The 19,857-nt window shown below is 69.6% G+C and carries 18 protein-coding genes; 10 read left to right on the forward strand and 8 right to left on the reverse strand.

The window, feature by feature from the left end; genetic code table 11:
• Positions 1-61: 61 nt before the first annotated feature.
• The gene (locus tag RM1_RS01300; protein WP_072749624.1) at positions 62-919 is read left to right on the forward strand and encodes a putative RNA methyltransferase; all 858 of its coding nucleotides are present in this window, start codon (positions 62-64) and stop codon (positions 917-919) included.
• Here the strand turns inward: RM1_RS01300 and glgA are convergent.
• The gene (gene glgA / locus RM1_RS01305; RefSeq protein ID WP_072749625.1) at positions 880-2,085 is read right to left on the reverse strand and encodes a glycogen synthase; all 1,206 of its coding nucleotides are present in this window, start codon (positions 2,083-2,085) and stop codon (positions 880-882) included. The two genes, RM1_RS01300 and glgA, sit on opposite strands and share 40 nt — an antisense overlap.
• A 74-nt stretch (positions 2,086-2,159) precedes the next feature.
• Between glgA and glgC the strand changes: the two genes are divergently transcribed.
• The 3 genes from glgC (at position 2,160) to RM1_RS01320 (ending at position 7,717) form a co-directional block, all read left to right on the forward strand.
• Entirely contained in the window at positions 2,160-3,374 is a 1,215-nt protein-coding gene (glgC, locus tag RM1_RS01310; protein WP_037177585.1) for a glucose-1-phosphate adenylyltransferase, read from the forward strand.
• A gap of 235 nt (positions 3,375-3,609) precedes the next feature.
• On the forward strand, positions 3,610-4,878 hold the full coding sequence (locus tag RM1_RS01315; protein ID WP_072749626.1) for a hypothetical protein: 1,269 nt from the start codon (positions 3,610-3,612) through the stop codon (positions 4,876-4,878).
• Positions 4,879-4,891: 13 nt separating this feature from the next.
• Positions 4,892-7,717 carry an FtsW/RodA/SpoVE family cell cycle protein gene (locus RM1_RS01320; RefSeq protein WP_072749627.1) on the forward strand — a complete coding sequence of 942 codons (2,826 nt, stop codon included), beginning with the start codon at positions 4,892-4,894 and terminating at the stop codon, positions 7,715-7,717.
• A gap of 33 nt (positions 7,718-7,750) precedes the next feature.
• Here the strand turns inward: RM1_RS01320 and RM1_RS01325 are convergent, their stop codons facing one another.
• From RM1_RS01325 to RM1_RS01350, 6 genes are all read right to left on the reverse strand, one after another.
• Positions 7,751-8,740, reverse strand: coding sequence for a rod shape-determining protein (locus RM1_RS01325; protein WP_072749628.1), 990 nt, complete (start codon positions 8,738-8,740; stop codon positions 7,751-7,753).
• 131 nt (positions 8,741-8,871) lie between these two features.
• Positions 8,872-9,126 (reverse strand): WhiB family transcriptional regulator, encoded by a 255-nt coding sequence (locus RM1_RS01330; RefSeq protein WP_037177603.1) that lies wholly within the window; start codon positions 9,124-9,126, stop codon positions 8,872-8,874.
• Positions 9,127-9,320: 194 nt separating this feature from the next.
• The gene (locus RM1_RS01335) at positions 9,321-10,964 is read right to left on the reverse strand and encodes an ABC transporter permease (protein WP_072749629.1); all 1,644 of its coding nucleotides are present in this window, start codon (positions 10,962-10,964) and stop codon (positions 9,321-9,323) included.
• Positions 10,961-11,878 (reverse strand): ABC transporter ATP-binding protein, encoded by a 918-nt coding sequence (locus RM1_RS01340; protein ID WP_072749630.1) that lies wholly within the window; start codon positions 11,876-11,878, stop codon positions 10,961-10,963. Before RM1_RS01340 ends, RM1_RS01335 begins: the two co-directional genes overlap by 4 nt.
• The gene (locus RM1_RS01345) at positions 11,875-12,546 is read right to left on the reverse strand and encodes a TetR/AcrR family transcriptional regulator (RefSeq protein WP_072749631.1); all 672 of its coding nucleotides are present in this window, start codon (positions 12,544-12,546) and stop codon (positions 11,875-11,877) included. The genes RM1_RS01340 and RM1_RS01345 overlap by 4 nt, the downstream gene beginning before the upstream one ends.
• A gap of 94 nt (positions 12,547-12,640) precedes the next feature.
• Complete coding sequence (locus tag RM1_RS01350) at positions 12,641-13,276, reverse strand: O-methyltransferase (protein ID WP_174562886.1); 636 nt, start codon at positions 13,274-13,276, stop codon at positions 12,641-12,643.
• Positions 13,277-13,558: 282 nt separating this feature from the next.
• Here RM1_RS01350 and sigE point away from each other — a divergent pair, with 282 nt between their 5' ends.
• The 4 genes from sigE to tatB all read left to right on the forward strand — a co-directional run bounded on the left by sigE (position 13,559) and on the right by tatB (position 16,698).
• Positions 13,559-14,173, forward strand: coding sequence for an RNA polymerase sigma factor SigE (sigE, locus tag RM1_RS01355; RefSeq protein ID WP_037177590.1), 615 nt, complete (start codon positions 13,559-13,561; stop codon positions 14,171-14,173).
• A 17-nt stretch (positions 14,174-14,190) separates the two neighbouring features.
• Positions 14,191-14,592, forward strand: coding sequence for an anti-sigma factor family protein (locus tag RM1_RS26035; RefSeq protein ID WP_143069477.1), 402 nt, complete (start codon positions 14,191-14,193; stop codon positions 14,590-14,592).
• Between the two features lie 109 nt (positions 14,593-14,701).
• Complete coding sequence (locus tag RM1_RS01365; protein WP_072749632.1) at positions 14,702-16,201, forward strand: S1C family serine protease; 1,500 nt, start codon at positions 14,702-14,704, stop codon at positions 16,199-16,201.
• 86 nt (positions 16,202-16,287) lie between these two features.
• Positions 16,288-16,698 carry a Sec-independent protein translocase protein TatB gene (tatB, locus tag RM1_RS01370; protein ID WP_072749633.1) on the forward strand — a complete coding sequence of 137 codons (411 nt, stop codon included), beginning with the start codon at positions 16,288-16,290 and terminating at the stop codon, positions 16,696-16,698.
• Here the strand turns inward: tatB and RM1_RS01375 are convergent.
• Positions 16,695-17,603, reverse strand: coding sequence for a hypothetical protein (locus RM1_RS01375; protein WP_143069476.1), 909 nt, complete (start codon positions 17,601-17,603; stop codon positions 16,695-16,697). The two genes, tatB and RM1_RS01375, sit on opposite strands and share 4 nt — an antisense overlap.
• Before the next feature lie 110 nt (positions 17,604-17,713).
• Here RM1_RS01375 and RM1_RS01380 point away from each other — a divergent pair, with 110 nt between their 5' ends.
• Both RM1_RS01380 and RM1_RS01385 read left to right on the forward strand, forming a co-directional pair.
• Complete coding sequence (locus RM1_RS01380; RefSeq protein WP_072749635.1) at positions 17,714-18,841, forward strand: XdhC family protein; 1,128 nt, start codon at positions 17,714-17,716, stop codon at positions 18,839-18,841.
• A 115-nt stretch (positions 18,842-18,956) separates the two neighbouring features.
• On the forward strand, positions 18,957-19,823 hold the full coding sequence (locus tag RM1_RS01385) for an FAD binding domain-containing protein (protein WP_072749691.1): 867 nt from the start codon (positions 18,957-18,959) through the stop codon (positions 19,821-19,823).
• Positions 19,824-19,857 lie beyond the last annotated feature (34 nt).

The following is a 19,857-nucleotide window of genomic DNA, read 5'->3' on the forward strand; positions in this document are numbered from 1 at the left end:
GCCCCGCTTGCCACCTCGGCTCGCGGGGTCTTTGCGGTGCAATCGACAGAGAGGCGGACCGATGCTGGCCGATGTCGTCGGGCTGCTCGCCTGCCCGCATTGCGGCGGTGGGCTCGACGTCGCCGACCGCACCCTGCTGTGTGAACAGGGACACAGCTTCGACATCGCCAGGCAGGGCTACGTCAGCCTGTTGTCCGGGGCCGCGAAGTTCACCGGCGACAGCGCCGAGATGATCGCGGCCCGTGCCCGATTCCTCGACGGCCACCATTTCGACCCGCTGATGGACGCGGTGGCCCGCGCCTGCGCCACCGATGCCCCTGCCGACCCGGCGGTGCTCGAGGTCGGCGCGGGTACGGGCCACTACCTCGCGGCCGTCCTCGACGCCCTGCCCGCCGCGCAGGGCATCGGCGTCGACGTCTCCAAGCCCGCCGCGCGATGGCTCGCTCGCAGCCATCCGCGGGCGGCGTCGGTGGTCGCCGACATCTGGACCCAGCTGCCGGTCCGCGCTCACGCCCTCAGTCATGTGCTGTCGATCTTCGCCCCGCGCAACGCCGCGGAGCTGCGCCGGGTGCTGCGGCAGGACGGAACGCTGATCGTGCTCACCCCGACGGATCGGCACCTGCGTGAACTCGTGGACCTGCTCGGCCTGGTCCGGGTGGACGAGAACAAGACGGTGCGCCTCGGCGCCAGCATGGCCGGGCACTTCGAGAGGGTGGACCGGGTTGCGGTCGAGTACCCGATGACGCTCGCGCGCACCGATGTCGACAGCCTGATCGCGATGGGTCCGTCCGCGCGTCACCTCGGCGACGAGGCGAGGGCGCAGCGCATTGCCAGCTTGCCCGAGTCCTCGACGGTGACGGCCTCCGTCACGATCAGCAGCTACCGCCCGGTCCCGGAGGCGGGCGCAGACCCGGTGTAGCCCTCGACCGCGGCCTGGTAGACGGCGAGGGTCTGCCTGGCGATCTGCTCCCAGGAGAATTCCGCGATCGCCCGCGCCCGGCCGGCCCTGCCCATCGCGGCCGCGCCCGCGCGGTCGGCGGTGACCGTGTTGACCGCCGCCGCCAGCGCGTGCTCGAACGCCTCCGGCTCGTAGGAGTTGTAGTGCACCAGACTCCCGGTGACGCCGTCCTCGACCACCTCGGGAATGCCGCCGACGTCGGAGGCCACCACCGCGGTCTCGGTGGCCATCGCCTCCAGGTTCACGATGCCGAGCGGCTCGTAGACCGAGGGACACACGAACACCGTTGCGGCGGAGAGGATCTCCCGGACCTGCGCGGTGGGCAGCATCTCCCTGACCCAGAACACGTTGCGTCGCGCCTCGGACAGCTTCGCGACCGCCCGCTCGGTCTCCTCGGCGATCTCCGCGGTGTCGGGGGCGCCTGCGCACAGCACCAGCTGCACATCCGGGTCGAAGTCGTGGGCCGCCGCGATCAGGTGGCCGACGCCCTTCTGTCGGGTGATCCGGCCGACGAAGGCCGCGATGGGGGCGTCCGGGTCGACGCCCAGGTCGCGCAGCACCGAGGTCGGGCGTTCGCCGCCGAAATCCGGGTACCAGACATCGGTGTCAATCCCGTTGCGCACCACATGCACTCGATCCGGGTTGACGAACGGATAGGCGTCGAGCAGGTCGAGGCGCATGCCCGCGCTGACCGCGATGACGGCGTCGGCGTACTCGACCGCGTTGCGCTCGGACCAGGAGGAGATGCGGTATCCACCGCCGAGCTGCTCGGCCTTCCACGGTCGGCGGGGCTCGAGCGAGTGGGCGGTCATGATGTGGGGCACCCCGTACAGCTCGCCCGCGAGGTGCCCGGCCAGGCCGGTGTACCAGGTGTGCGAATGCACCACGTCGGCCGCGCATGCCGCCTGCGCCATCCGCAGCTGCGCCGACAACATGGTCAACGCGGGATTGGCGCCTGCCAGAGCGGGATCGGGCCCGTGCACGATCGCGCCCTCGCGGGGCTCGCCCATGCAGTGCACCTCGACGTCGCAGAGCCGCGTGAGCTGGGCCACGAGCTCGGTGACGTGGACCCCCGCGCCACCGTAGATCTCCGGGGGGTACTCCCTGGTCATCATCGCAACCCGCACGCGATAAACGTAGCCGCCGAGCCGACTTGGGGCTACCGCTGGCGGGGGTAATGCCCGACCGATAGGTTGGCAGGGTGAGGAGCCAGCCGCATGTGCTCGGAATCGTGCTCGCCGGAGGCGAAGGGAAACGTCTGTACCCCTTGACCGCGGACCGGGCCAAGCCGGCGGTGCCGTTCGGCGGGGCCTACCGCCTGATCGACTTCGTGCTGAGCAACCTGGTCAACGCCGGCTATCTCCGGATCTGTGTGCTGACCCAGTACAAGTCGCATTCCCTCGACCGCCACATCTCGCAGACGTGGCGGCTGTCGGGTTTCGCGGGCGAGTACATCACCCCGGTCCCGGCGCAGCAGCGGCTCGGCCCGCGCTGGTACACCGGCAGCGCGGATGCGATCTTCCAGTCGCTCAACCTGGTCTACGACGAGGACCCCGAGTACATCGTGGTGTTCGGCGCCGACCACGTGTACCGGATGGATCCCGAGCAGATGGTCCAGCACCACATCGACTCGGGGGCGGGGGTCACCGTGGCCGGGATCCGTGTGCCACGCAGCGAGGCGTTCGCGTTCGGCTGCATCGACAGCGACGAGTCGGGCCGCATCACCCAGTTCCTGGAGAAGCCGGCGCATCCGCCCGGCACCCCGGACGACCCGAACGTGACGTTCGCGTCGATGGGGAACTATGTGTTCACCACGAAGGTACTGGTGGACGCCATCCGCGCCGACTCGGAGAACTCCGACTCCGACCACGACATGGGCGGGGACATCATCCCGGCGCTGGTCGCCGCCGGGATGGCCAACGTCTACGACTTCAAGGACAACGTGGTGCCCGGCGCAACCGACCGCGACCGCGGGTACTGGCGGGACGTCGGCACCATCGACGCGTTCTACGAGGCGCACATGGACCTGGTGTCCGTCCACCCGGTGTTCAACCTCTACAACCGGCGCTGGCCGATCCGTGGCGCGGCCGAGAACCTGGCGCCGGCCAAGTTCGTGCAGGGCGGGCTCGCCCAGGAATCGGTGGTGGGCGCCGGCTGCATCCTGTCCGCCGCGACCGTCCGCAACTCCGTGCTCAGCTCCAACGTGATGGTCGACGACGGCGCCACCGTCGAGGGCAGCGTGCTGATGCCGGGCGTGCGCGTCGGCAAGGGCGCGGTGGTGCGGCACGCGATCCTGGACAAGAACGTGGTGGTCGGCGAGGGCGAGATCATCGGCGTCGACCTCGAGCGTGACCGGCAGCGGTTCGCGGTCAGCCCTGGCGGCGTGGTCGCGATCGGCAAGGGCGTCTGGATCTGAGCCCCCTGTCCGCGGCCGGTCGGGTAACGGTTCGATGTGCGGGTTCGCCGAGGCGTCTCGGATGAGTAACGAGATCTTCGTTCCGCAATCCCTGATCCTCGTTTCCCTGGTCTAATGGAATGCTCAGAGACAGAATGGATTTCGACAGCGAGTAAGCCCTAACCCAAGGTCAGCCGGCCACCCGTACCGGTCAGTCGCACACGCGCGCGGGGGCCCCAGAGTTTCGGGATGCGCGATGATCGAAGCAGTGCTGGGGCTCTCCACGAGCACAAGCGAGCCGGCGCAACCCCGACCCGAGTCGGCGCAACCCCGACCCGAGCCGGCGGAGCGAATCGACGACGCACGTGGCGGTCGTGTGGTTCTCCACGGGTTGCTCGCGATTGCGACGTTGACACCGGCGCAGGCCGCGCTGCTCGTCACCGATGTGGTCGATCAGCTCGAGCTGGTGCGGAGCCGGGACGGCTACCCGATCATCCGGGACCACGGGGTGACGGTGTCCGAGCGGGGACAGCTCACGATCGAGTGCACCGGGAGCGCGGCGTCCTGGCACGACATGGACGAGGCGGTGGCGAGTCTGCTGCGGAGTATCGCGACGAGCTGTCGGGATCGTGCGCTCGCCGACCGGTTGGACGAATCGATCGCCCGAACAACAGATCTGGCAGACCTGGCGCAACGGGTTCGCGGTGCGGTCGCGACGGAGCTCGACCCGTCCACGGTTGGCAGGACGCGGTGCCAGCTCGCGGAGCTCGTCTCGGCGACGAGGGGGCTGGCACACTCGGACGATCGGGTCGTGACGGACCGCGCGAACTCGCAGGGCCCACCGACCCCGCCGACCCCGGCCGCCGCATCGTCGCTCGCCCCGAAGGGCTGGTATCCACCCGTCGAGAATCCGTGGCATCGCAAGCGGCGGCGGCTGTCGCGTCGTGGGGGTGTACTCGGCCTGATCTCGATCCTGCTGTTCGTCGGGGTGGTGTGGGCGGCTCCCGGTGCGTGGTCGGAGCTGCGTCGGGGCTGGGATGCCCTTCTGCATCCGGTGAATCCGTCGGAGCAGAATCAGATCAGTCCGGTCTCGCCGCCGCCGCCGCTCGCGCCCGAAGCCGCCCAGGCGAACTCACCGACCGCGCAGGGCACCGCCGAGGCTGGGCCGGTCCATACCGGACTTCCCGGCAGCGCGGGGCCGATCACCCTGGTCACCGCCACCTTCGCCAACGGGGAATGCGCGACGGGACAACCGTGCACCATGCGGGTCGACGTCCACGTCGATCCTGCTGCGAATGTCGGCGCGGTGACCTGGCATGTGGTCGTGTACGACCGATGCTCGGGAGCCGTTCATCCGGGCACTGACGTGACGACGCCCGTGCCGCCGGGTGGGCAGCAGGTGTACGGCATCGCCAGGGTCGTCCTGCCGCCCGCCCCCGCGCTCGCCGTCGCCGCGCTGACCAACGCCCCTGCGGCAGCCGCGTCGGAGCCGGCATTCGTGCCCGCCGAGAACGCAAAGTGCTGAGGGGTGGGGTCGCATGCAGGCGCACAAGCGAGAATCCGACCCCTGGCTCGTAGCGGCGGCGATCACCCTCGTCGTCCTCGGCCTGCTCAACCTGGTCTCGACGGGGAAGACCACGGATGCCGTCCGTCACGCACTCTTCGCTGCCATCGGCCTCGGTGCGATGTACGCGATATCGCGACTGCGGACCGGCACCCTCCGACGATTCGGCTGGACGTTGTATGCCGCTGCGGTCGTCCTGCTCGCTGCGGTGCCACTCATCGGGATCGCGACCAAGGGTGCGCAGCGATGGCTGAACTTCGGCCTGTTCACCGTTCAACCGTCCGAACTCGCCAAGCTGGCGCTGGTCATGGTCCCCGCGGCGATCCTGGCGGGTGGGTACACCCTCGGCCGGTTCGCGGCGACCCTGCTGATCTCGAGTGTGCCGATCGGTCTCGTGGCGCTGCAGCCCGACCTGTCGACCGCCGTGGTGCTCGCCTCGACCGTGATACTCATGCTGATCCTGGCCAGGGTGCCGCTGCTGCCCCTGCTGCCGCTGTTCGCGCTCGGGATCGCATCGTTGCCCCTTGCCGTGCTGTTCCTCCGGCCCTATCAGCTCGAGCGCATTCACGTGTTCCTGTCGAGCAACGCCGACCCGCAGGGGTCGGGTTGGGCGGCGCTGCAGGCCGACATCGCGATCGGCAGCGGCGGGTGGTTCGGTCTCGGGCGTGAGCCGTTTTACGACCTGAGGGCCGAGTACCTTCCCGAATCGGAGCACGATCTCGCCTTCGCGAGCCTCGTGTACGGATGGGGGTTGTTCGCCGGCCTGGCAGTCGTGGTCGCCACGATGATCATCGTGTGGCGGGCCGCGCTGGCCGCCCGAACGGCACGCACCAGGGAAGCCGCCCTCGTCGCGGCCGGGATCGGTGGGCTGTTCGGAGTGCAGGCCGTGGTCTCCATTGCGCAGAGCCTGTCGCTCCTCCCGCACACCGGCATGCCGATCCCCCTCTTCAGTTACGGGGGCACGGCGGCAATCGTCGGATTCGTCGCGATCGGGCTGGTGCTCGCGATCCGCCGCGACGGCGTCACGCGTCCCCTGTGGGCCACCGAGTCCAGGCGGCGCCGCCTGCCCCGAGGAGTGTCAACAGGCGCCGTCACGGTCACAGCGATGCTCCTCGCGCTGTCGGTGTTCGCGTGGCAGCTGCAGACCGGTCGGGGTACGGAGTTGCGCACGATGAGCGACGTGCAGATGGAGCGTTGCATCCGTCTACCCGCCGAGCGGGGTCACATCCTCGACCGAAACGGCGAGCCGCTCGCGTACAACGTCCCCGAGTACGCCGTCGCGGTGGTTGCCCGGATGTTCGACCGTGACGACGGGCCCGTGCGCGCCGAACTGGCCGCGCTGCTCGGCGTCACGCCCGAACAGCTGGCGGCGACCCTGGAGAGCGGCGGCCAGGAGTTGGAGGTCGTACTGGGCCGGGTCACCGCCGAGCAGGCTCGGCGGGTCGTGGACGCCCAACTCCCGTGGGTGCTCGTGTACCCGACCGGGCGCAGGCACTACCCGCACGGGGCATCGCTGGCATCCGTCCTCGGGTACGTCGGGCTCGCGGATCCGCATGACATGGAACGCTGGCCCCACCTCGCCCTCGGATCACGGGTCGGCAAGGCGGGTACCGAGAAGCAGTACGACGCGCTGCTCCGCGGCACCGACGGCAAGCAGTGCATGTTCGTCGATCCGTCCGGGCGTCTGGTGGCCACCGGCGAGCGGGTGGACCCGGTGCGGGGACACGACCTGAAGTTGCACCTCGACATGGGGATGCAGCAGCTCGCGACCGATGCGCTCACCGATGCGGTGCGCAGCAGTGGGGGCGATATGGGCGCGGCGATCGTGATGGACGCCCGCACCGGGGCGGTGCTGACGCTGGCCAGCGTGCCCGGATACGACAACAACGTCTACGGCCCCCCGGTCGACGCGGTCGCGCTGGCGGCACAGACCGAGGGGCCAGGGCCGGGACGGATGCTCAACCACGCCGACCAGTCCGCGGCACCGCCCGGCTCGACCTTCAAGATCGTCGTCGCGGCGGCCAACGCGAAGTACAACGTGCTGTCGCCGGACGCCCAGCTCGCGGGCGGTGCGTCGTACACCTATGGAGGGCACACATTCGCGAACTGGCAACCGATGGGGCCGAACAGCTTGATCGGGGCGATCCAGTGGTCGGACAACGTCTACTTCTACCAGCTCGCCGAACTCCTCGGCCCCGAGCGAATCGCGGCAACCGCCGCGGAGTTGGGCGTTGGCGAGGAATCGGGGATCGACCTGCCGGGCGAGGCCGTGGGCTTCCTCGGCACCCCGGAGAACGTCGGCAGCATCGGGGGAACCTGGTATCCGGGGTCGACGCTGCTGATGGGCATCGGTCAGGGCACCGTCAGCGCGACGCCTGTGCAGTTGGCGCGCTGGACGTCGGGCATCGCCACCGGCTCGACGGTGACCCCCCAGCTCGCCGCGGCGTACGGGCCGGACGCCCTGCCCATTCCCACCGCTGACCCTCGGCGACTGTCCTTCGCGGACCAACTCGGCCCCGTCCGAGCAGGGATGCGAGCATCTGCCGCTGCCGGAACGGCCGGGCAGTTGGCCACCTTGCCGGTCGCGGCGGGCGCCAAGACCGGAACGGCGGAGGATCCGTCGGCACCAGGAAAAGGCCTCAATGCCTGGTTCTCGGCGGTGGTGCCCTTCGACGCTCCCGAGATCGTGGTCTCGGTGCTGGTCCGTGGCGGTGGATTCGGGTCGGCAACGTCCGGGCCCGTCGCCAAGAAACTCCTCGAGCGCTACCTCGCACAACCACGGGCCGTGCCGAACCGCTGATCCCCGATCCACCGCGGGGTGGATCAGGGCCGATCAGTCGCTGTAAGCGGCAACCACTTCGGGGTGATCGAGGCAGGCGGTCGCACCTTCGGCGACACAGGTCAGCGGGCGCTCGGCCGTCTTCACAGGGAGCCCGAAGGTCTCTTCGAGCAGCTGCGACAGACCGTGCAGCAGCGACCCACCGCCGAGCGTCAGGAGCCCCTCGGACATCACGTCACCGATCGCCTGCGCGGGGATGTCCTCCAGGCATGCGGCCAGCGTCTGCACGATCCCGGTCGTGGTCGGCCGCAACGCATCCACGATCTCCTCGGTCTCGAGCGTGACCAGACGTGCCCGTCCGGTCACGGCGTCGCGGCCCTCGACGACGAGCGACTGCCCCTCGCCGGTCTCGGGCGCGCCGACCTTCACCCGCTCGGCGGTGAGCTCGCCGACGATGATGTTGTGCTCGGTCCGCAGGTAGTGATACAGCGCGTTGGTCAGTTCATCACCTGCGAGCCGGCAACTGCGATGCGAGAGCATGCCGCCATAACAGAACGCGGTGACTTCCGAAGTGCCGCCGCCGATGTCGACGACGAGGTGGGCGCGGGGTTCGAGCGGGTTGATCCCGCAGCCGAGTGCCCCCGCGACCGGCTCCGGTATCAGCCCGACCTTTCGCAGACCGGCCTCGTGTCCGACCTCGAGCAGAGCCCGACGCTCGAGCGAGGTGGCGCCTGCGGGAACCGAGATGACGCCCTTCGGCCGCACGCCGTACCGCCTGCTCGGGGCCGCGCGTTTGATGACGGCCGTGACGAAGGCCTGGGCCGACTCGAGGTCGACGATCACCCCGTCGTGCATCGGACGAACGGGCGTGACTCCCATGGGATTGCGGCCGACCAGGTCTCGCGCTTCCGTGCCGATCGCGAGGGCGTGGTGCGGATCCTTCTCTCGCACCAGCATGAACGATGGCTCGTTCAGGACGATGCCGTCTTCGGGGGTCCCGACGACAGTGTTGGTGGTTCCGAGATCGATACCAAGTCCGCTCACGTCGGCCTCCGAGAGGTGTTCCAGCGAGATGGTTCGATGGTACGCAGCGGCTCCGGCGTTCGGTCGAGATCGCGGTGACTCGTCACAGATCCGCGCTCAACCGTTATCGACCTCACCGTTCGGTTGATCGCTCAGTGGACCTCCATCAGCTCGGCCCACGACTCGACGTTGGGGTGACGCTTGAGCAACGCCCGGCGCTGGCGCTCGGTCATCCCGCCCCAGACGCCGAACTCGACTCGGTTGTCGAGGGCCTCGGCCCCGCACTGGATGATGACGGGGCACTGGCGGCACGCGGCGGCCGCCTCGCGTTGGGCTGCGCCGCGAACGAACATCTGATCGGGGTTCTGCGCACGGCACAGCGCACGCTCCACCCAGGCGTGCGGCATGGCGAGGAGGGGGTAGTCGCATTCCGCGGGGGCATAGCTCCCGGACTCCGGTCGGGGGCGGCTTGAGCACATCACGAGACCCCATGGTGCCCCGGATCGAGCCTGCCCGACAGCCGTTTTGGCGGAAGTTGGTCAACTGTCCATCTCGGGGTAACGGCGCGTTTCGGCCGTACATGGGGAGCCGGGCGAACCGGCTATCGGAGGTCCCGCCGCCGGAACGCGACAAGGCCGGCGACGAGCAGCCCCGCATCGATCACCAGGAGCCACACGACAGGGGCGGCCTCGAAGCCCGCGCCTGGCAACTTGGGCGTGTGGCTGAAGGGTTGGAGGTCGAGCACCCACTGCGGGACGCCCGAGATGGAACCGAGCAGGAACAGGGCCACGAACGTCACCAGCACGCCCCACGCCACCGGGGTGAAACGCGGAACCAGTCCGAAGAGCAGCACCGTCACCGCCGCCAGCATCCAGACGGCAGGCAGCTGCACGAGCCCGGTGGCAAGCACCCCTGGGAGCTTGCCCCCGACATCGCCTGCCGCGACACCGTAGGTCACCCCGGCAACCAGCCCGGCGGCGAGCATGGCGACGGCAGGGCCGACGAACGCGAAGACGACATGGCTTGCGGCCCATCGGATCCGGCCGACCGCACCGGAGGTCACGGACTCGGCGCGCTGCGCGGTCTCCTCGCCGTGCAGGCGCAGCGCCGAGGAGATCGCGAGCGCAGCGGCGCCGACGGCGAGCATGGTGAACGCGATCGTGATGAACGCGTCCTCGAGGGCCTGCGTTCCGCCCATCCGGCTGACGATCTCCCGGATCGTGTCGCCGCCGCCGAGCTCGTCGCCGATCCCGTGCACGACGCTGCCGATCAGCAGTGCGTACAGGCTGATCCCGATGGTCCACGCGATGAGCGTGCCCCGCTGCAGTCGCCAGGACAGGCCGAACGGGCCGCTCAGCACCCGCGCCGCTGTCGGCGCACCGAGGCGCTCCGCGATCACCCCCGCACCGACGTCCCGCCTGCGCAGCAACGCATACGCCGCCACGGTGAGCGCGATCGCCGTGGCCAGGTGCAGCAGGAGCACCCACCAGCGGTCGCCCGCGTACGGCCGCACCTGCAGCGACCAGCCCAGCGGCGACAGCCAGGACAGTGCGGCCGGACCGGCGTCGCCGACGGCACGGAGCGCGAATGCGGTCCCGAGGACGGCGAAGGCGATGCCGCGGGCGGTGCGGGCACTGGTGCTCAGCTGCGCCGCGACGGCGGCGACCGCCGTGAACACGATGCCGGATGCCGCCAGCGCGAGTCCGAACGCGATCGAGCCCGCGCGCGGCACGTCGGTGCCGAGCAGTCCCGCCGCGCCGATCGCCCCGGTCGCGATGGACGCGCCGAAGGCGACCAGCAACGCGGCGGTCAGGCCCGCGTACCGGCCGACGACGGTCGAGTCGAGCAGCTCCGTCCGACCGCTCTCCTCCTCCGCCCTTGTGTGCCGGATGACGGTGAGGATCACCGCGATCGCGATCAGCGTGTAGAAGATCCCGGCTTTCCAGATGCCGACGGCGCCGAGGCTGTCGTTGTAGATCTCGCCGTACATGGCGCGTTGAGCCGGGCTCCCCATGATGGTGGCGGCGAATGCCGCACGCTCCGCCTCGTCGGGGTAGATGCTCTCGATGCTGCCCATGTAGACGGGAGCAAGCGGCAGCGAGAGGAGCAGCACCCAGAGCGGTAGCACGATCCGGTCGCGCCGCAGGAAGAGCCGGACGAAGCCGAGCGTGCCGGTGAGGTTCGACGCCCCGCGCGGAGCCGCCGCGGCCGGATACCGTGGCCCCGCGACTGTCACGGTGCTCATGCCGTCACCTTCTCTCCGGTGGGCTCGGGTCCCTCGACCTGGTAGTGGCGAAGGAACAGTTCCTCGAGCGTCGGCGGCTTGCTGACCAGGCTGCGCACCCCGGCGTCGCCGAGCACGCGGATCAGCTCGCCCAGGTGTTCGCTGTCGACCTGGCAGTGCAGCGTGTGATCGTCGATCGAGATGTCATCGACGCCCGCGAGCCGGCTGAGGTCGCCTGGGTCGCCCGTCAACTCGGCACTGATCGAGGTGCGGCTCAGGTGTCGCATCGAGGACAGCGAGCCGCTCTCCACGGTCTTGCCCAACCGGATGATGGTCACCCGGTCGCACAGCGCCTCCACCTCGGACAGGATGTGGCTGGACAGCAGCACGGTGACACCGCGGCGGGCCGCCTCGGCGACGCAGTCGCGGAAGACCTGTTCCATCAGCGGGTCGAGGCCGGAGGTCGGCTCGTCGAGCAGGAGCAGTCGGGCGTTCGACGACAACGCCGAGATCAGGGACACCTTCTGCCGGTTGCCCTTCGAGTACGTGCGCGACTTCTTGCGTGGATCGAGGTCGAAGCGCTCGATGAGCTCGGAACGCCTGGCCTCGTCGATGCCGCCGCGCATCCGGGCCAACAGGTCGATGGTCTCGCCGCCGGTCAGCGACGGCCACAGCGTGACGTCGCCAGGAACGTAGGCCAGGTCGCGGTGCAGGGCGACGGCGTCACGCCACGGGTCGCGGCCGAGGACAGTGGCGCTGCCCGCGGTCGCGCGCAGGCTGCCGAGCAGCACCCGGATGGTGGTCGACTTGCCCGCGCCGTTGGGGCCGAGGAAGCCGTGCACCTCGCCGGGCGCGACCTGTAGGTCGAGGCCGTCGAGGGCCCGGGTCTGACCGAACGTCTTGACCAGGTCGCGAACGTCGATGAGCGGGTTCATGGCATCTCCTCGGTTGGGGCATCGGCGGCCAGGAAGGCGTCGAGCAGCGAGGAGTCGGTGAAGATCCCCTCGGCGTACATCTCGAGAGCGGGCAGGGTGATCTCGTCCGACAGGTCGCGGATGGCCGTGGCGTAGTCGAGCGCTCCCTCCCGGTCCGCCCTTATCTGTAGGTAGAGCAGCAGCGCGCCGACGTTGTTCAGGGTGAGATACCGCGCCCGCGCCTTCGGGTCGCGGCTCGCTCGCAGCTTGCCGGAGCGCACTCCGATCGCGAGGTACTCCTCGGTGTCGGCCACCATGTGCTCGAAGAGGGACTCGGCGAGCCGGCCGCCTGCCTGGAAGCTGCGGACCATGTACGCGACGACCGGCGCGTACTGCTCGAGTTCGCTCAGCGCCGCGATCGCGCCCGCAGGCCCCGGCGTCGACATGGCCTGAGCCTTCTGTTCCCTGATGATCTCGAGAACGTGCGCGTCACATTCGGCGCGCAGTCCGTCCTTGGAGCCGAAATGGTGGTTCACCAGCCCGGGGGAGACCCCCGCCGCGGTCGCGATGGCGCGGACGCCGGTGACGAAGCCCTGCTCGCCGAAGACCCGGATCGCCGTGTCGCGGATCCGCGCACGGGTGGTCAGGTCCCGGTCGGGGGTGGTTGGCTCGGCTGGCATTGAACGCATGTTTAGAAGATTAAACACTCGTTCAGTCGCTCGGCAACGGTTCTCCCGTCAAGAGGCCGTAAAAATTCGCCGACGAAGGCGGCAGTCGGTGCCGCTACTCCGAACGCGACGCGCAGAGCAGGCCGTCGCCCACCGGCAGCAGCACCTTCGTCAGGCGGTCGTCCTCCGCGATCGCCCGTGCTGCCGCACGCACGGCGAGGGTGGTCGCGTCGCGCTGGTTGGGGTCGGCGACCCGACCGCCGAGCAGCGCGTTGTGCAGGACGATCACCCCTCCTGGCCGGAGCAGCCGGACCCCCTCGGCGACGAACTGCGGGTGGTCGGCGGGCGAGGTGTCCACGAACACCAGGTCGTAGGCGGCGTCGGCGAGACGGGGCAGCACGTCCAGTCCCCAGCCGTTGATCAGCCGGGTGCGGCCGGGCGCGATCTCGCCGGACCGGAACGCGTCCTTGGCGGCCCGCTGGTGCTCGGGTTCGGTGTCGATGGTGGTCAGGACCCCGTCGGCACGCATGCCGTCGAGCAACCACAGCCCGCTCACGCCTGCACCGGTCCCGATCTCGACCACGGTCTTGGCGTCGAGCATCTGGGTGAACAGGCTCAACAGCGCGCCGACGGACGGCGGAACCGGGGTCGCGCCGAGATCCTCCGCCCGTTCGCGTGCGAGCGTGAGGACCGCGTCCTCGAGGACCGATTCCTCGGTGTGAGCCAGCAGCTGCTCGGCGTTGTTGTGCACGAATCCGAGGTTATAGCCGACACGCTGTGGTGGAGTCGAGGCGCGCACGTGATATTGGCCGCTGACCCGCAGATTCTCAGCTGAACCTCAGGTTGCTCACACATCTCACACATTTGGATCAGAAAAGGTGGGTCCACACGAGATCGCTGACCGCCCCGGAAGGGGGTACCGGACGAAACCGTCGAGGGGAACAAACCCGACACTTCGGGGGTTGTGCCTTTTGTCCAGATCGTCCTGTGCTCGCTCACCAGCTGTCCTTAGCAGGAGGTTTCCACAATCTCGATGGTCAACGCCGTTCCCGCCTTCGATGCGGAATTCACCGAGTCGGCTGATCTGAGCGGTACCGCCGCCTTCGACGCCACCGGCGATCAGACCGCCATGCCCTCATGGGACGAGCTCGTCCGTGAGCACGGCGACCGGGTGTATCGGCTGGCCTACCGGCTCTCGGGCAACGCCCAGGACGCCGAGGACCTCACCCAGGAGACCTTCATCCGGGTGTTCCGGTCGCTCTCGAACTACCAGGCGGGCACCTTCGAGGGGTGGCTGCACCGGATCACCACGAACCTGTTCCTCGACATGGTGCGGCGCCGCAACCGGATCAAGATGGAGGCACTGCCCGAGGACTACGAGCGGGTCCCGTCCGACCGCCCGAACCCCGAGCAGATCTACCACGATGCCCGGCTCGATCCCGAGTTGCAGTCCGCGCTGGACTCGCTGGCGCCCGAGTTCCGCGCCGCGGTGGTGCTCTGTGACGTCGAAGGCCTGTCATACGAGGAGATCGGTGCCACACTGGGAGTCAAGCTCGGTACCGTACGCAGCCGAATCCACCGTGGGCGGCAGGCGCTCAAGGAGTATCTGACCGCGGTGTCGGGGACAGGGAAGATGACATTCGCATGACCGTGCAGGAGGGTTGGATGACGCAGGCCAGGAAACCGCGCCGCTTCAGCTCTACCGAGCACCTGGCCAGCGAGGCGATCGCGGCGTACGTCGATGGCGAACTGCAGATGAACGCCTACCTGCGGGCCGCGCAGCACCTGTCGATGTGCCCCGAGTGCGCGGCCGAGGTCGACGCCCAGCACCATGCGCGCGGCGCGCTCCGGCAGGCCTCCGAGATCAGCATGCCCAGTTCGCTTCTCGGGATACTCAGCCAGATCCCGATGTGCACCCCGCTCCCGGACGCCGACAGCACGACGCTGGACCGCGGTCGTCGCTTCGCCGAGCGGTCCGGCTTCCGGCGCCCCGACGGCAAGGCAGGCGCCGTGCTCGCGGCCATGGTCACGTCGTACTCGTTCGCGTCGTGGCGCAAGCGGCGGTAGGCGCCGCCGCGTCGGTGACCGCGCGACGCACCGCGTCGGTGACTGCTGGTCCCGCCGCGTCGGTGATACTGGGATCCGTGACTGACGCCAACGAGGGGTACACAGCCGCGTGAACTCGGATCCCACATCCCCGACCGCGGGCGCGCGACCGGATGCAGCAGCTGAACAGGATTCGGCACCGCCCCGCCTGGCACCGCGGCCGCTCTACCGTCCCACCGTCGACCCCGCGGCCGCCGCGGCGTTCGGGCGGCCCGACGGCGTCGACTCCTCGTTCGCGCCGGGCGCGGACCGCGGCGCGGATCCGAAGCTCGCCGTGCGGCGTCCCGATCCGGTGCTCGCCGAGGCCTTCGGCCGCCCGGCAGGCGAAACCGATTCGATCCAGCGCGATCCGTCCGCGGGCGACACCGACGAGGTGGCGGACGCATCGCCTGCCGATCCGTGGCGGGATCCGGACGCTCCTGCGCGTCTCGGTTCCCCAGCCCTCGACGCCCCCGCGGCAGGGGACCTGCCGCCCGCGCCCGCCCTCGGCATCCGCGACGTCCTGCTCGGCGAGCGCATCGCGCCGCGGGCGCTGGCCGTGCTCGCGGGCGTCGCGTTGGCGATCGGCCTGGTCGGCGGCATCATCGGACGCGTAACGGCCGAGAACGTTGGCGCGCTGACCAGCCAGCGGGTCGAGCTGACGCAGTCGAGTGGCGACGACACCGAACTCGGCCAGGTGGCGAAGGTCGCCGAGGCGGTGCTCCCGTCCGTGGTGTCCATCCAGGTCGCGCTCGGTGAGCAATCCGGCACCGGCTCCGGCGTGGTGATCGACGGCGAGGGGTACATCGTCACCAACAACCACGTGATCTCGATGGCGGCGACGAACCCGGACACCGCGACGCTCCGTGTCGTCTTCGCGGACGGCACCAAGGCGCCCGCGCGGGTCGTCGGCCGCGACACGAAGACCGACCTCGCGGTGCTCAAGGTGGATGTCGGCAACCTCACCGTCGCCGAGCTCGGCAAGTCCGCGGACCTGAAGGTCGGCGACGACGTGGTCGCGGTCGGATCGCCGCTTGGTCTGAGCAAGACGGTCACCAGCGGGATCGTCAGCGCGCTGCACCGCCCCGTCCGGCTCAGCGGCGAGGGCACCGACACCGACGCGGTCATCGACGCGGTCCAGACCGACGCCGCGATCAACCCCGGCAACTCCGGCGGTCCGTTGGTGGATCACGAGGGCCGGGTGATCGGGATCAACTCCGCCATCAGGAGCGAGAGCGGGGGATCGGTCGGCCTCGGGTTCGCCATCCCCGTCGACGACGTCACCGCGGTCGCGCAGGAACTGATCAGGACCGGAGCCATGCATCACCCCGAGATCGGGGTGAACGCGCGGTCGGTGACCAACGAGCAGACCAGTGGTGCCGAGGTGGCCAACGTCAAGGAGGGCGGGCCGGCGCAGCAGGCCGGGATCATCGAGGGCGACGTCATCGTCAAGGTCGGTGAACGTGACGTGACCAGCGCGGACGAGCTGGTGGTCGCGGTGCACCAGCAGGCCGTCGGCCAGCCGGTTCCTGTGCAACTGGTGCGCTCGGGCCGGACGGTCGAAGTCCAGGTCACGCCCGCTTCGGACTGAGCGGCGCCATCGGAGGGCAAGCGGTATGCGATGTGAATTCGGCACTGATAGCGGCGCGGATCGCCGCGGGCACGTAGGCTGACCCGGTGTTTGGCAACATTGGCTGGGGCGAGTTCATGGTCCTACTCGTCGCGGCGCTCGTGATCCTCGGACCCGAGCGGTTGCCCGGTGCCGTCTCCTGGGTGACGAAGTCGCTGCGCCAGGTCCGTGACTACGCGGGCGGCGCGACGCAGCAGCTCAAGGACGAGCTCGGTCCCGAGTTCGAGGATCTGCGCAAGCCGCTCTCCGATCTGCAGCAGCTGCGGGGGATGACGCCCCGCTCGGTGATCACCAAGCATCTGCTCGACGGGGACGACTCGATCCTGACCGGCAACTTCGACGCGAAGCCGAAGAGCAGCGGTGGGCCAGGCGGCCCCGCCCTGCCCTCCTCGCCGCAACGCGATTCGACACCGCTCGCCTCCGGTGAGCGCCCGCCGTACGACGCCGACGCCACCTAGGGCCAGTCGAACGGAATCCAGTCGCTGGTCGCCGGATTCCGGTGGAAAGCAACGAATATCGAACTCTCCTCGCCCGGGCGTTCCGGGTCGAACAGGACCTGTGTCGTGCCCTGGTCCGGTACCCGGTGCAGGCTGGGAACCCGCCGAGTGACCCACCGCGTGACGCCCTTGGTGTCGGTGAAGGTCACCGTCGCGTCGATGCCCGCGATCGACACCGTGCCGTCCTCCTGAGGACTGTCGACGAGCACGTTGACGTCGGCGATCGTGCCCGGCACCCGTAGCCCGCGGACCAACAGGCGGTCACGCTCCTCGAGTTGGGCGGACTGCCTGCGGAACCGGAACACAGTCCGCGACACCGCCGCCCCGGTGGTCGCCAGCAGGAGCAGGGGAATCCAGACTTTCGTGTAGTAGCCCACCCAGGCGAGCGGGCTCCACGGCGTCTCGGTCATGGTGATCGGGTCGATGGCCGCGCCGACCTGCGACGGTGGCCACCAGTTCATGGTGGACACCACGAAGCCGAGGGAGACACCAGCCCAGCCGGCCGCGGCCATGATGCCGGGGCAGCGGTGCCGTCCGAGGAAGGTCGCGAGATCGTCGGACATCCCGACACCGAACAGGACGTAGCCGAAGGCCGCCCCGAACGGCCACCAGAGCCACGTCGGCGCCTCGTCGAACCTCGCCTCGTCGGCGAACGTGGTGTCGATGACGGCGTGCCGGAAGATGTCGGCGACACAGGCCAGGCCGTATCCCAGCAGGGCCGCGCAGGCCACGAACACCGCGAACCGGAAACAGAGCCACAGCAGGAAGGAGGGGCTGCCGCGCCTGGACTCGAGTTCGTCGTGCCGTCGCCTGGCCGGATCCAGTGTGCTCAATGCCCCCGCCTCGTCCACCGTCAAGGAAGCCACACTGTAGCGCCGTTCCTGCTTCGGTGATCCGCGCATTCGGCGTAGCGTCCAGCCATGGGAACCACCCGGGGCGCCCGCAACCAGTCGGTCGACGCGGAGGGTGACGTCTGATGCGCGATGTCCTCGCCGAGCTGTTGGCGATCTGGCGTGCGGGCGGGACGGCGGGCGTCGGCACGGTGGTGCAGACCTTCAGGTCCGCGCCGAGGCCCCCTGGCGCGGCGATGGTGGTCGCCCCCGACGGCACCGTGGCCGGCTCGGTCTCGGGTGGCTGTGTGGAGGGGGCCGTCTACGAGCTGGCCCTTGAGGTGGTCGAGTCCGGCAGGCCGGAGCTCGAGCGGTACGGAGTCACCGATGACGATGCCTTTGCGGTGGGGCTGACCTGCGGAGGCATTCTCGACGTCTACGTCGAGCCGATCTCCCGCCACACCTTTCCCGAGCTCGCCGAGGTGGCCGAGGACATCGAGCGCGAACGCCCGGTGGCAGTGGCGACGGTGATCGAACACCCCCGGTCCGCCTGGGTCGGTCGCCGGATGATCGTGCGGCCGGACGGGATCGGTGGAACGGTCGGGTCCGCGCGGGCCGATACCGCGATCGCCGATGACGCCCGTGGTCTGCTCGCGGCGGGACGGACCGGGGTGCTCACCTACGGCCCCGACGGGCAGCGGAGGGGAGAGGGGATGCGCGTGTTCGTCGCGAGTCATGCCCCGAGTCCGCGCATGCTCGTGTTCGGCGCCATCGACTTCGCCGCGGCGGTGGCCCATCAGGGGGCCTTCCTCGGCTACCGCGTCACGGTGTGCGACGCCAGGGCGGTGTTCGCAACGCACACCCGTTTCCCGACCGCGGACGAGGTCGTCGTGGACTGGCCGCACCGCTACCTGCAGTCGCAGATCGACGCCGACGCGATCGACGGCCGCACGGTGATCTGTGTGCTCACCCACGACCCCAAGTTCGATGTCCCGTTGCTGGCCCTCGCGCTCCGGCTGCCCGAGGTCGGCTTTGTCGGGGCGATGGGGTCGCGGCGTACCCACCGCGACCGGCTGCAGCGCCTGCGCGAGGCGGGGCTCACCGAGGCGGAGCTGGCACGGCTGTCCAGCCCGATCGGACTCGACATCGGGGCCCGCACGCCCGAGGAGACCGCGGTGTCCATCGCCGCCGAGATCATCGAGTTGCGATGGGGTGGGGGCGGCGAGCGGCTGACCGCGATCGAGGGCCGGATCCACCACGACGAATCCCTTTGACGCCCGCCCGCGCGAGCCGTTTGCGGACAGGTCGCGGTGATCGCACGGGGCGCTTGACACCCCCGGTGGACCGGTCGAGTCTGGATTTGTCCCCATGCGATGCGAGGTGGATCAGATGCAGGTCCCTGGACCTTTTGAATACGAGCGAGCGACGAGCGTCGACGAGGCGATCGGACTGCTCGAACGGCTGGGGAGCGAGGCTCGACTGGTGGCCGGCGGCCACAGCCTGCTCCCGATGATGAAGCTGCGGCTGGCGAACCCCGAGTACCTCATCGACATCAACCCGCTGCACGACGAGCTCGGTCACATCACGGTCGAGCCGTCGGGCGTGCGGATCGGTGCGATGGTGCGACACCGGGAGTTGCTCGAGTCAGCGGAGCTGGCCGCGCTGTGGCCGATCTTCCGGGACGCCGAGCGGGTGATCGCCGACCCGGTGGTGCGCAACCGAGGCACGATCGGCGGATCGCTCTGTCAGGCGGACCCGGCCGAGGACCTCAGCACGGTGTGCGAGGTGCTCGACGCGACCTGCGTGCTGCGCGGGCCGGGCGGCGAGCGCACGATCGGCATGTCCGAGTTCCACCTCGGGCCGTACGAGACCGCCGCGGCGGACGACGAGATCCTCACCGAGATCCGCATCCCCTTCCGCGATCACGGGTCGAATGCTTACGCGAAAGTGGAAAGACGCGTGGGGGATTGGGCGATCGCCGCGGCGGGAGCCGCGGTGTGGCTGGACGGCCCGATCATCGTCGAGGCGAGGATCGGTCTCACCGCGGTGAACGCCGACCGGTCCGGGTTCGGTGAGGTGTACGAGTTCCTCCTCGGCAAGCCGTGCACCGACGAGGTGGCCCTCTATGCGGGTGATCTGGCGTCGCGGCACTGCGAACCGGTCACCGACATGCGTGGGACCGCGGAGTACAAGCGGCACCTGGCCAAGGAACTCACCCGTCGCGCGTTGCGCACGGCGGCCGGACGGGTCCACTAGCGAGGGCAGGTCGGGGGACCAGGGAAGGACGAGA

Source organism: Rhodococcus maanshanensis NBRC 100610 (genome assembly GCF_001894865.1).
Classification (GTDB): Bacteria; Actinomycetota; Actinomycetes; order Mycobacteriales; family Mycobacteriaceae; genus Rhodococcus_G; species Rhodococcus_G maanshanensis.

Bases quoted from the DNA above. Each gene is read 5' to 3' on its own strand.
- RM1_RS01300 (WP_072749624.1), top strand. From the start codon at position 62: ATGCTGGCCGATGTCGTCGGGCTGCTCGCCTGCCCGCATTGCGGCGGT.
- RM1_RS01315 (WP_072749626.1), top strand. From the start codon at position 3,610: ATGATCGAAGCAGTGCTGGGGCTCTCCACGAGCACAAGCGAGCCGGCG.
- RM1_RS01320 (WP_072749627.1), top strand. From the start codon at position 4,892: ATGCAGGCGCACAAGCGAGAATCCGACCCCTGGCTCGTAGCGGCGGCG.
- RM1_RS01330 (WP_037177603.1), bottom strand. From the start codon at position 9,126: ATGCCGCACGCCTGGGTGGAGCGTGCGCTGTGCCGTGCGCAGAACCCC.
- RM1_RS01335 (WP_072749629.1), bottom strand. From the start codon at position 10,964: ATGAGCACCGTGACAGTCGCGGGGCCACGGTATCCGGCCGCGGCGGCT.
- RM1_RS01340 (WP_072749630.1), bottom strand. From the start codon at position 11,878: ATGAACCCGCTCATCGACGTTCGCGACCTGGTCAAGACGTTCGGTCAG.
- RM1_RS01345 (WP_072749631.1), bottom strand. From the start codon at position 12,546: ATGCGTTCAATGCCAGCCGAGCCAACCACCCCCGACCGGGACCTGACC.
- sigE (WP_037177590.1), top strand. From the start codon at position 13,559: ATGGTCAACGCCGTTCCCGCCTTCGATGCGGAATTCACCGAGTCGGCT.
- RM1_RS26035 (WP_143069477.1), top strand. From the start codon at position 14,191: ATGACGCAGGCCAGGAAACCGCGCCGCTTCAGCTCTACCGAGCACCTG.
- RM1_RS01380 (WP_072749635.1), top strand. From the start codon at position 17,714: ATGCGCGATGTCCTCGCCGAGCTGTTGGCGATCTGGCGTGCGGGCGGG.
- RM1_RS01385 (WP_072749691.1), top strand. From the start codon at position 18,957: ATGCAGGTCCCTGGACCTTTTGAATACGAGCGAGCGACGAGCGTCGAC.